Origin of the sequence: Flavobacterium gelidicaeli (assembly GCF_013294005.1) — a bacterium.
Classification (GTDB): domain Bacteria; phylum Bacteroidota; class Bacteroidia; order Flavobacteriales; family Flavobacteriaceae; genus Flavobacterium.
Window position 1 is genome coordinate 164,255 of sequence record NZ_JABSNK010000005.1, and the last position, 11,325, is coordinate 175,579.

10 protein-coding genes are annotated in these 11,325 nt (G+C 33.7%); 4 read left to right on the plus strand and 6 right to left on the minus strand.

All coding sequences use genetic code 11. The annotated features are described in order from the left end of the window. Positions 1–105: 105 nt before the first annotated feature. Positions 106–786, plus strand: coding sequence for a Crp/Fnr family transcriptional regulator (locus HNP99_RS09450; RefSeq protein ID WP_173853130.1), 681 nt, complete (start codon positions 106–108; stop codon positions 784–786). Positions 787–790: 4 nt separating this feature from the next. Here the strand turns inward: HNP99_RS09450 and HNP99_RS09455 are convergent, their stop codons facing one another. The 4 genes from HNP99_RS09455 to def all read right to left on the minus strand — a co-directional run bounded on the left by HNP99_RS09455 (position 791) and on the right by def (position 4,428). Continuing rightward, complete coding sequence (locus tag HNP99_RS09455; RefSeq protein ID WP_173853131.1) at positions 791–2,236, minus strand: APC family permease; 1,446 nt, start codon at positions 2,234–2,236, stop codon at positions 791–793. A 182-nt stretch (positions 2,237–2,418) separates the two neighbouring features. Then, positions 2,419–3,198 (minus strand): nucleoside triphosphate pyrophosphohydrolase, encoded by a 780-nt coding sequence (gene mazG, locus HNP99_RS09460; protein WP_173853132.1) that lies wholly within the window; start codon positions 3,196–3,198, stop codon positions 2,419–2,421. A gap of 83 nt (positions 3,199–3,281) precedes the next feature. Continuing rightward, positions 3,282–3,749: a DUF5606 family protein gene (locus HNP99_RS09465; protein WP_173853133.1), complete on the minus strand. Its 468-nt coding sequence runs from the start codon at positions 3,747–3,749 to the stop codon at positions 3,282–3,284. Positions 3,750–3,840: 91 nt separating this feature from the next. Next, entirely contained in the window at positions 3,841–4,428 is a 588-nt protein-coding gene (gene def, locus HNP99_RS09470) for a peptide deformylase (protein WP_173853134.1), read from the minus strand. Positions 4,429–4,631: 203 nt separating this feature from the next. Here def and HNP99_RS09475 point away from each other — a divergent pair, with 203 nt between their 5' ends. Next, complete coding sequence (locus tag HNP99_RS09475) at positions 4,632–6,860, plus strand: FUSC family protein (RefSeq protein WP_173853135.1); 2,229 nt, start codon at positions 4,632–4,634, stop codon at positions 6,858–6,860. A gap of 20 nt (positions 6,861–6,880) precedes the next feature. Here HNP99_RS09475 and HNP99_RS09480 read toward each other — a convergent pair whose 3' ends face one another. Then, positions 6,881–8,377, minus strand: coding sequence for a malate:quinone oxidoreductase (locus tag HNP99_RS09480; RefSeq protein WP_173853136.1), 1,497 nt, complete (start codon positions 8,375–8,377; stop codon positions 6,881–6,883). Between the two features lie 121 nt (positions 8,378–8,498). Then, positions 8,499–8,915, minus strand: coding sequence for a Holliday junction resolvase RuvX (gene ruvX / locus HNP99_RS09485; RefSeq protein WP_173853137.1), 417 nt, complete (start codon positions 8,913–8,915; stop codon positions 8,499–8,501). 414 nt (positions 8,916–9,329) lie between these two features. Here ruvX and HNP99_RS09490 point away from each other — a divergent pair, with 414 nt between their 5' ends. After that, the gene (locus HNP99_RS09490; protein ID WP_173853138.1) at positions 9,330–10,145 is read left to right on the plus strand and encodes a 2,3,4,5-tetrahydropyridine-2,6-dicarboxylate N-succinyltransferase; all 816 of its coding nucleotides are present in this window, start codon (positions 9,330–9,332) and stop codon (positions 10,143–10,145) included. Positions 10,146–10,186: 41 nt separating this feature from the next. After that, the gene (locus tag HNP99_RS09495; RefSeq protein ID WP_173853139.1) at positions 10,187–11,314 is read left to right on the plus strand and encodes a glycosyltransferase family 4 protein; all 1,128 of its coding nucleotides are present in this window, start codon (positions 10,187–10,189) and stop codon (positions 11,312–11,314) included. Positions 11,315–11,325: the final 11 nt, after the last annotated feature.

Below are 11,325 nucleotides of genomic sequence, written 5' to 3' on the forward strand. Positions count from 1 at the left end.
TTGCTCATTTTACCTATTGCAAAGGTCTTAAATGATTGTGATCGAAAATATGATATATGTCATACAGAATAACTAAATTTGCTAATAAATCATAACCATCAAGCCATGAGTAAATGCGAACAATGTATCGTTAGAGAGTTTAGTTCACTCAAAGCACTAAAAAAAGACGAATTACTTAAAATTGCAGACTGCAAGACTTCGTTTACTATAAAAAAAGGCGACACTATTTTTAGTGAAGGCGAGCAGGTAAATGGAATCTTTTGTATAAAAGACGGTGTTTGTAAATTAAGTAAACTCAGTCAAAACGGGAAAGAGCAAATCATTAAATTAGTTACAAAAGGCGAATTATTAGGTCAGCGTTCCATGATTAGTGACGAAGCTGTGAATTTAAGCGCTGTTGCTCTTGAGGATATGGAGGTTTGTTTTATTCCAAAAACAGATGTGATGGGTTTTTTTGATACCAACAATGAGTTCTCTATGAATGTGATGAAAAACATTTGTGGTGATCTAAAAGAATCCGAAACACATACCATTTCTATGGCTCAAAAAACTGTAAAAGAAAGATTAGCCGAAACCTTAGTTTATCTTGAAAGTACTTTTGGTAAAAGCGAAGATGGCTCGTTACAAATCCAATTGTCTCGTGAAGAGCTATCAGGAATGATCGGTACTGCAACCGAAAGCTGTATCCGTTTATTATCTGACTTTAAAAAATTAGGACTGATCGATTTATCAGGAAAGAAAATCACGATTTTAGAATTAAATAAACTAAAAAAATTAGCTGAATAAATTATTATTTTTTATTCATTAAAAAGTAATACACAGGAATTCCTAACAATACAATCCCTAGGCCTAGACCTGTATTAACCGTATCATACACCAATAACGTCAAGCATATCCCTGTAGTAACCAAAACATAAAGCGCCGGTACAAATGGATAACCAAAAGCTTTGTACGGTCGTTCTGTGTTAGGCTCTTTTTTTCTCAAAATAAAGACTCCTAGGATGGTTAAAATATAAAACAGTAAATTTGCAAAAGTAGCATAGGTTAATAAATCTCCGAATTTACCAGAAACTGCTAATACGCAAGCCCAAATACATTGAACCCATAACGCTTTAGCAGGAACTTGATTCTTATTCAGCTCCGTAGCTTGTTTGAAAAACAATCCGTCTTTCGCCATAGCAAAGAACAATCTACCTCCAGATAATATTAATCCGCTATTAGCACCAAAAGTAGAGACCATGATTAAGGCTGCCATTACAAAAACGCTCACATTTCCCATAATCATACCTGCTGCTGCTGCTCCTACTCTGTCGTTACTGGCAAACATGATTCCGCTATCAAAAGCTGTCGCAGCTTCTGGCGTACCTTGCATGGGTAACAACGCTAAATAAGCTACATTAGCTAGTACATAAATAATAGTAACGATCAACGTACCAAGAAACAAACTTCTGGGGATATTCTTTTTTGGTTCTTTAATTTCTCCAGCTATAAAAGTAACATTATTCCAAGCATCACTTGAAAACAAAGAGTTGATCATGGTTGCAGCTGCAGCACCTAGCAATGCCATACCTGTTAATTTAGTAACTGTAATGGTACCGTTGGGGTCAACCACTGTTTTACTAGCTTCCCACATATTAGTAAAGTTATCCGAAAGGATATTGGTTTGTAAACCCACATACAACCCTAATATTATTAAAGCAAAAAGCGCAATTAACTTAGCTGAAGTTAAAATCAGTTGAACTATTTTTCCGGATTTTACTCCTTGTGTATTGATATATGTAAGGAGAATAATGCTCAAAATAGCTAATAGTTTGCTATTTGTAAAACTAAAATTAGTACCGATGGTAAAAATAACGTCGTCTAAAGTTGGGAAAAATATTGCCGAATAATTTGCAAATGTTACGGCTATAGCTGCAATTACACCTGTTTGTACGACTGTGAAAACGGTCCAACCGTATAGAAAAGAAACTAACCTTCCGTAAGCACGCTGAATGTAAACAAATTGTCCACCGGCATTGGGCATCATTCCCGCTAGCTCACCATAACTTAAGGCTGCAGCAACTGTAATCAAACCTGTAACCAACCAGATTACTAGCAACCATGCAGCCGAACCTATGTCACGCGCCATTGCTGAAGTTACTATAAAAATCCCTGAACCTATCATTGAACCCGCTACTAAACTAGTAGCATCTATTAATCCTAACGAGCGTTTTAACTCCGTTTTATTTTCTGACATAGTTGTGTGCTATTGACTTGTATTTTGTTTGTTTTTTGCTTTCGCCAAAAATAAACTTAGATTTTGTTCGTTTCTTCCCAATTTAGAATATTTGAAAATCAAAGATTTTCTAATTCCTATTTTGGAAGCCGCTTCGCTTCTTCCCAATTTAGAATATTTGAAAATCAAAGATTTTCTAATTCCTATTTTGGAAGTCGCTTCGCTTCTTCCCAAAAAACATCCATTTCAGCCAGGGTCATGTCCATTAGGGGTTTTCCTAGCTCGCCTGCTTTGCTTTCTAAATATTGAAAACGTTTAATAAATTTTTTATTGGTGCGTTCTAACGCATCCTCAGGATTTATGTTTAAAAAACGGGCGTAGTTAATCATGGAGAAAAGTACATCACCAAACTCGGCTTCCATTTTATCCTGATCGCCAGCTTTAACCTCAACTTGAAGTTCCTCTAACTCCTCTTGCACTTTTTCCCAAACTTGATGAGGCTCATCCCAATCAAATCCTACTGCTTTTACTTTATCTTGTATTCGGCTTGCCTTTACAAGTGCAGGCAAACTTTTTGGCACACCTTCTAAGACTGATTTCCTACCTTCTTTCAGTTTTAGTTTTTCCCAATTTTGCTTTACTTCTTCTTCGTCTTTTACAACAGTATCGCTGTAAATATGCGGATGACGGTGAATTAGTTTTTCGCAAATTTCGTTACACACATCAGCGATATCAAAGTTTTTTGTTTCGCTCCCTATTTTAGCATAAAAAACAATATGCAACAATACATCTCCCAACTCTTTCTTGACTTCATTTAGATCATTATCTAAAATAGCATCACCCAATTCGTAAGTTTCTTCAATAGTTAAATGTCTTAACGATTGCATGGTTTGCTTTTTATCCCAAGGACATTTTTCCCTTAGATCGTCCATGATGTCTAATAATCTTTCAAAAGCTTGCAGCTGTGTTTGTCTTGAATTCATAGCAATAGGTTTTGTGTAAAATTAAGAAATCCTGTAATCTAAAAAAGTAGATTACAGGATTTATTTGTATGTATTAAGAATATTTATTCTTTAACTTTTTTTTCTTTTTTTGGTTTTTCAGCAACTACTTCCTCAGTAACAGCTTCAACCGCTTCTTCTACTGCTGGAGCATCAACAACTAAACCTTTACCGTGAAGAATGTTGTACCAATTTAAAATTTTCTTAACATCAGATGGATATACTCTATCTTCATCAAAATCAGTTAATACTTCTCTAAAATAAGCTAATAAAGTAGCATTGTCTTCTTTATGAGAAATTGCAGGACCATTGTTTTCCTTTTTTGCAATATTGTTCATAATTTCAGTTAATGGCTTCTCTCCTTCGTAAGTATAAATTGAAATCTCAGATAATAAACTTACGTTACTTTTTAAATTTACTGTAATCTTTTTTCCATCTGCTAATGATTCTGCAACAAACCCTGAACGTGTTTGTACTCTAAGAACATATAAACCTGGCTTTCCAGAAATGGCTAATATTTTTTCTAAATTCATTTTTCGTTTAATTATTATTTAAGAATTTGATTTGTGTTATGTTTTTTTTCTAAGACCAAAGACCATACCAAAATAAGACTGTAATACCCAATTACCTACCCTTTTTGGCAACGAATCTCATTCTATAATCTTGAAAAGTCTTTCCTTCTGTAATATTCTTTAATTTCTTCTGAATTAATCTCTTTTTTAAAGACGAAATTTTATCTGTAAATAAAACACCTTCAATATGATCATATTCATGCTGAATTACTCTTGCAATCAAACCTTCAAATACCTCCGTTTTCATTACAAAATCTTCTTCGCAGTATTCTACAGTTATTCTTTCGTGTCTAAAAACATCTTCACGAACATCTGGAATACTTAAACAACCTTCGTTAAAACTCCAAATTTCTCCTTCCTCAAGGATTATTTTAGCATTAATAAATGTCTTTTTGAATCCTTTTAATTGGTTTTGTTCGTCTAGTTCTAAATCTTCATCATCACTAAAAGGAGTAGTATCAATTACAAACAAACGAATTGCATTTCCTACTTGTGGAGCAGCAAGACCAACACCGCATGCATTATACATCGTATCATACATATCAGCAATTTTCTGCTTCAATTCTGGGTGCTCTTCTGTAATATTTTCCCCTACTTTTCTCAAAACGGGGTGACCATATCCTACAATCGGTAAAATCATTGCTTTTTTGTATTAAATATTATAATCTACAAGTTTAGAATTTTCATTCTTCAGTTGCAGTTTGCAAAAATAGTAAAAAATTAGAGAATGAATAATTCCAACCTCATAAATAGTCTTTTTTTATAATAATCTATTAAATGCCCCTTTAATATGAGCGTCTTAAGTCGTACAATCCTTACCTTTGCTGGTAAGTGCTATAATCTATGATTTCTAAAATACAAAAGTTTACCGACTCTACTTATTTCACAAATGCTATAAAAGTAACCATTGCTTCTGTTACTCCTGTGCTGTTTTTTATCTATCTAGGTCATTTTCAGATGGGTTTTGCTATGGCTTTAGGAGCTTTCTTTACCTATCCCAGTGATATTCCTAGTAATCTAAAACATAAAGTTAACGGAATTTTAGTTACTGCTTTTATTGTTTCAGGCGTCAACCTTGTAATAAATTTAGCCTATCCTTATCCTATTCTTTTTTACCCTTTATTGATCGTACTGATTTTTAGTTTATCCATGATTTCAGTTTATGGACAACGTGCCACTATGGTTTCTTTCTCGGCATTATTAGCTTTGGCTTTAGCTTTTGCCCATATTCAAACCGGTTGGGAAATCTTAAAGTACTCTGGACTCATCCTTAGCGGAAGTTTATTCTACTTACTAATCTCCTTACTATTTCACTATTTACGCCCCCATCGTTATATTGAATTGCAACTGGCACAATGTATCCAGCTTACCTCTAAATACTTAAAACTTAGGGGTGATTTATGGAAATTAAATTCTGATAGAAAAGCGATTACTAAAAAGCAACTTGACTTTCAAGTGGAGCTGAATGTAATTCATGAAAACATTAGAGAAGTATTGGTTAGAAATAGAGCTAATACGGGTTCTTCTAATCAAAATAGAAAAATGTTGATGACCTTTATTTCCCTTGTAGAAATAATGGAATTAGCTGTTTCAAATTCATTTGACCATAATAAACTACATCAAAAATTTGATGCACATCCTAATGTTTTAGGCACTTACCAGAAACTAGCTTACAATTTAGCAAAAACATTAAAAAAACTAGCCATAGCTCTTGAAGAAAGCAAACCTTATACAGCCAAACACGACTTAATTAATGACCTTCAAAAATTAGAAATTGCAATTTCTGATTATGAAAATGACACTGGAAAAGAGCTAGCAGATGAAGGCGTTTTTATGCTAACAACTATGTTGCATTACGCCGAAAAACAAGTGGAGAAAGTCAAAGTCTTAGAACGCACCTTTACTTCTAAAAAAGTAATATCCGACTTTAAAGATAAAGACAAAGACCTTGAAAAATTTATTACGCCGCAATACTACCCTTTAGAAACATTGATTGAAAATTTTAGTTTTTCATCGACTGTTTTTAGACATTCTTTGCGATTAACCATTACATTACTCGTTGGTTTCATCATTGGTCAAATTCTTCCTTTTCAAAATACCTACTGGATTGTCTTGACAATTGTTGTGATTATGAGACAAGGTTATGGATTGACTAAGCAACGTACGTATCATAGAATTTTTGGTACTTTTCTTGGCGGAATAATTGCTTTTGGGTTACTATCTTTTATTCATCAACCAGAAGTTATAGGTGTTTTAGCAGTATTATCAATGATTTTAGGTTTTTCGTTTACACCAACGAATTACAAAATAGGCGCTACTTTTATTACTATTTATGTGATTTTTATCTACGGAATTTTAACCCCTAATATTCAAGACGTAATTCAGTTTCGTGTTTTAGATACCCTTGTAGGTGCGCTACTTTCTTTTTTAGCAAATAGTTTTATTTGGCCCTCTTGGGAGTTTTTAAATGTTCCAGCTTATTTAGAAAAATCATTTATAGCAAACCGCAACTACTTGCAAGAAATCTCTCTTTTTTACAATAAAAAAGGAGAAGTACCCAGCTCTTATCGTTTGGCTCGAAAGCATGCTTTTGTTGATATAGGAAATTTGATGGCTTCTTTCCAAAGAATGGTACAAGAACCCAAGTCCAAACAGAATCAGTTGCCACAAGTTTATAAATTAACGGTGCTTAACCACACCTTACTTTCCTCTGCGGCTTCATTAGGTACTTACATACAATCTCATAAAACATCTGAAGCTTCAGAAGCTTTTAATGCCGTTGTAGACAGAGTGATTCAAAATTTAGATTATGCCATTTTAATTTTAACTGAGAATGATGCCGCTGTAGCAAACCGAATTACTAGTGAAGACATCAGCAAACGCTTTACAGAGCTCAAAAATATCCGCATCAAGGAATTAAAAAATAGAAGTGAAATAAATGAAGAGGAATTTCAATTAAAAATGCAAGAAGCGTATTTAATTATTGAACAATTGATTTGGCTCAACAACTTGTCAGAGAATATTGTTAAGTCGACACAGTTGCTTATGACAATAAAAAAAGAAGCCCAATAGCGAACTATTGGGCTTTATAATTAATCTTTCAACTTTAAAATTGTTGAAGTATGTTTTCTTATTTCGTTCGAAAGTTCTGGTTTGTCATTCAAAGTTTGACCGTAGGAAGGAATCATTTCTTTAAACTTAGCTTTCCACTCAGGAGAAGCTGCTTGTTCTTTAAAGCATCTTTCTACTAAATCAACCATAATGGAGACTGCTGTAGAAGCCCCTGGAGACGCTCCTAGTAAAACAGCAAGAGAACCATCTGCAGTGGTAATAACCTCTGTTCCAAACTCTAATATTCCGCCTTCTTTTTCATCTTTCTTGATTACTTGTACACGTTGTCCTGCGCGCTCAATAACCCAGTCTTCTGATTTTGCATTTGGTACATACTCTCGTAACGCATCCATTCTGTCTTCCATAGATTGACGTACTTGGTCAATCAAATATTTGGTTAACGGAATGTTTTTAATTCCCGCAGAAATCATTGGCCAAATATTATCTGTAGTGATTGATAAAGGCAAATCAGAGTACGAACCATTTTTTAAGAAACGTGTTGAAAAACCAGCAAACGGACCAAATAACAATTGCTCTTCGCCATTAATCATTCTTGAATCAATGTGTGGTACAGACATAGGAGGCGAACCTACACTAGCTTTACCATATACTTTAGCGGCGTGTTTTTTAATAACTTCAGGATTGGTACATTTTAACCATTGTCCACTAACTGGAAAACCTCCATAACCATCTCCTTCAGGAACATCTGCTTTTTCTAATAAGGGTAAAGAACCTCCACCAGCACCAATAAAAACAAACTTTGTATATACTTTCCTTTTTTGACCTGTAGCCAAATCAGTGACTTTTATTCGCCACGTTTTGCCATCACGTTGTTTTAATTTATCAACTTCATGGTGGTAATGAATGTTAACTCCATCAAGAGTTCCTAAGTAATTAAAAATACTTCTTGTTAGTTCTCCAAAATTAACATCAGTACCCATGCGCATGTGCGTAGCTGCCACTTCTTCAGATGGATCTCTACCTTCCATAACAAGAGGCATCCATTGCTGCATTTGAGAAAAATCAGTAGTAAAAAGCATTTCTTTAAAAAGTTGATTAGGCTGTAAAGCTTCAAATCTTGTTTTTAGGAAGGCTACATTTTCTTTTCCCCACACAAAACTCATGTGCGGAATGCTTTTTATGAAATTCTCAGGTGAGGGCACTTTGTTTTGTTCTACTAAATATGCCCAAAATTGCCTTGAAACTTCAAACGATTCTGCAATACTGATCGCTTTTTTAGGATCGATGCTTCCATCTTCTTTTTCAGGAGTATAATTCAGTTCACAAAAAGCAGAGTGACCAGTTCCAGCATTATTCCATGCGTCAGAACTTTCAGCAGCTGCAATATCTAATCTTTCAAAAATCTCTATTTTAATATCAGGTTGTAGTTCTTTTAGAATCAAACCAAGAGTGGCACTCATAATTCCAGCTCCTATAAGAACTACTTCAGTATTTGATCGAATTGTTGTATCAGGCATAGCAAAAAAATTTAAAACACAAAGATACTTTTTATAATTGCAAAAAAAAGTATAAATTGAGGTAGAAAAGTTACAAATTAAGAAAACATTATATTTTTTATATTTCGTTCATTCTGACAGCTTAAAATCTTTTACTCGATAAATAATCCTGAAGCATAATTGTTGCCGATATTTCGTCAATTAATGCCTTATTTTGACGGTGTTTCTTACTCAATTTAGTGTCAATCATGGATTGAAATGCCATTTTAGAAGTAAAACGCTCATCAACCCTAATGACTTTCATCTCTGGAAAATGATTAGTGAAATGGGTTACAAAACCTTTTATCATAGAAGCGCTCTCTGACGGTTGCCCATTCATTTGTTTGGGCTCCCCAATTAGGACTGCTTCTACTTTTTCTTTGGTAAAATAGTCCTTTAAGAAAGCGATTGCTGTTGCGCTAGGAATTGTAGTTAATCCTGAGGCAATAATTTGCATTTCGTCAGTTACAGCAATTCCGGTACGTTTTTGTCCATAGTCAATAGAAAGTATTCTAGGCATAATGAGGTTTTAAGATTGCAAAGATACAGGAATATGCTTTTAAAATAATGTTGAACCAATTATCTACAGTTGATTTACTTTCATTAGCATTACAGTTCGTTTTTTATAAATAGATTAGAGAATGATAGCAGTATTATTCTGCGTAAGGGATAGCAGTGAAAAGCCCACAAGCGGGTGATGCGATAGTTTCACTCGCTGAGGACTTGTAGCGAATAGCCCGACAGTAGTAAAAAAGGCAGCACTATATCGTTAATAGGTAACCAACTCTTTCTTACCTTTTTTACTACTGATACGCCCAAATACAAATGAGATAGCGAATGTTGATTCTGAAACAATAAAAACAAATATGTTACTATTAAGAAAAGACTTCCCTTTTATAAAAAATCGAATTATATTTGCTAAAAATATTCAAACATGGAGTCATTACAGATAATTATAGAGAAAGCCTGGGAAAACAGAGCTTTGTTACAAGAAGAAACTACAACAAAGGCAATTAGAGAAGTAATTGAATTAGTTGACACAGGAAAATTACGTGTTGCAGAACCTAAAGGAGATGCTTGGCAGGTGAATGAATGGGTAAAGAAAGCGGTAGTAATGTATTTCCCTATCCAGAAAATGGAAACTTGGGAGTCGGGTATTTTTGAATACCACGATAAAATGTTACTAAAAACGGGCTATGCTGAAAAAGGAATTAGAGTTGTTCCTAATGCTGTGGCGCGTTACGGTGCTTACATATCGAGTGGTGTTATCTTGATGCCTAGTTATGTAAACATAGGTGCTTATGTTGATGAAGGAACTATGGTGGATACATGGGCAACCGTAGGAAGTTGTGCTCAAATAGGTAAAAACGTTCACTTAAGTGGTGGTGTAGGTATTGGTGGTGTATTAGAACCATTGCAAGCGGCTCCAGTTATTATTGAGGACGGTGCATTTATAGGTTCGCGTTGTATTGTGGTTGAGGGAGTTCATGTAGGTAAAGAAGCGGTACTTGGTGCTAATGTTTGTTTGACTGCATCTACAAAAATTATTGATGTTACAGGAGACGAACCAGTTGAAATGAAAGGCTTCGTTCCAGCTCGTTCTGTTGTTATTCCAGGTAGTTATACTAAAAAGTTTGCTGCAGGTGAATTTCAAGTGCCTTGCGCTTTGATCATTGGACAAAGAAAAGCATCGACTGATTTAAAAACATCTTTGAATGATGCTTTACGTGAATATAACGTTGCGGTGTAATTTGTCGGTATTATAACTAATAATAAAACAAATATAATTAAATGAATATAGGATACGAAGCGAAACGAATTTTCCATAATAAGACAGGACTTGGTAATTATAGTCGCGACATAATACGTATTCTTAGTAATCATTATTCAAATAATAGTTATTTTTTATATAATCCAAAAAAATCAGATCAACTCCTTTTTGAAGCAAATAACAACAACGTTTTTGAAAAACTACCAAGTACTAAGTTTACGAAAAAGTTCAAAAATTATTGGCGTCAAAAAGGAATTGTGAATGATTTAAAAAAAGACAATATTGTTTTATTTCACGGTTTATCTGGAGAACTTCCTGTTGGATTAAAAAAGAATAATATTAAGAGTATTGTGACAATACATGACTTAATATTTATGCGATATCCTAATTTGTATTCTTTTTTTGATCGCAAAATTCACTACCTTAAATTTAAAAAAGCAGCTGAAGCAGCTGACAAAATTATTGCAATCAGTCAACAAACAAAAGAAGATATTATTACCTACTTAAACGTTGACCCTTGTAAAGTAACTGTAATTTACCAAGGATGCCATTCTGTTTTTAAAGAAAACTACAGTGAACTAGAAAAAGATGAAGTATTAAAACGTTACACCCTTCCAGCTAACTTCATACTAAACGTAGGTACGATTGAAGAACGTAAAAATGCTTTGACAATAGTAAAGTCAATAAAAGATATTGACACCACACTTGTACTCATTGGTAAAGAAACAAGTTACTCAAAAAAAATAAGAGATTACATTGAAGATAATAATCTAGGTAATAAAGTATTATTCTTAAAAGGTTTAACAAATAAAGAATTAGCAATAACTTATCAGCTGGCCACTCTCTTTATATATCCATCTATTTTTGAAGGTTTTGGAATACCTATTATAGAAGCATTATACTCTAAAACCCCAGTTATAACTACCAAATTTGGCGTATTTCCAGAAGCCGGAGGACCTAATAGTTTATATATTGATCCTAACGACAGTAATGAATTGAAAGAAAAAATAGAGTTATTGCTCGAAAATCAAAGCTTAAGAACTGAAATGATTGAAAAAGGCTTTACATTCGTTCAAAAATTTAATGATGATGTTATTGCTCTATCAATGAATGAAATATATTCAAAAACGTTAAACCTCAATCTTTAATTATCTGAATT

Bases quoted from the DNA above. Each gene is read 5' to 3' on its own strand.
- mazG (WP_173853132.1), bottom strand. From the start codon at position 3,198: ATGAATTCAAGACAAACACAGCTGCAAGCTTTTGAAAGATTATTAGAC.
- HNP99_RS09465 (WP_173853133.1), bottom strand. From the start codon at position 3,749: ATGAATTTAGAAAAAATATTAGCCATTTCTGGAAAGCCAGGTTTATAT.
- HNP99_RS09495 (WP_173853139.1), top strand. From the start codon at position 10,187: ATGAATATAGGATACGAAGCGAAACGAATTTTCCATAATAAGACAGGA.
- def (WP_173853134.1), bottom strand. From the start codon at position 4,428: ATGATTTTACCGATTGTAGGATATGGTCACCCCGTTTTGAGAAAAGTA.
- HNP99_RS09450 (WP_173853130.1), top strand. From the start codon at position 106: ATGAGTAAATGCGAACAATGTATCGTTAGAGAGTTTAGTTCACTCAAA.
- HNP99_RS09480 (WP_173853136.1), bottom strand. From the start codon at position 8,377: ATGCCTGATACAACAATTCGATCAAATACTGAAGTAGTTCTTATAGGA.
- HNP99_RS09475 (WP_173853135.1), top strand. From the start codon at position 4,632: ATGATTTCTAAAATACAAAAGTTTACCGACTCTACTTATTTCACAAAT.
- HNP99_RS09490 (WP_173853138.1), top strand. From the start codon at position 9,330: ATGGAGTCATTACAGATAATTATAGAGAAAGCCTGGGAAAACAGAGCT.
- HNP99_RS09455 (WP_173853131.1), bottom strand. From the start codon at position 2,236: ATGTCAGAAAATAAAACGGAGTTAAAACGCTCGTTAGGATTAATAGAT.
- ruvX (WP_173853137.1), bottom strand. From the start codon at position 8,915: ATGCCTAGAATACTTTCTATTGACTATGGACAAAAACGTACCGGAATT.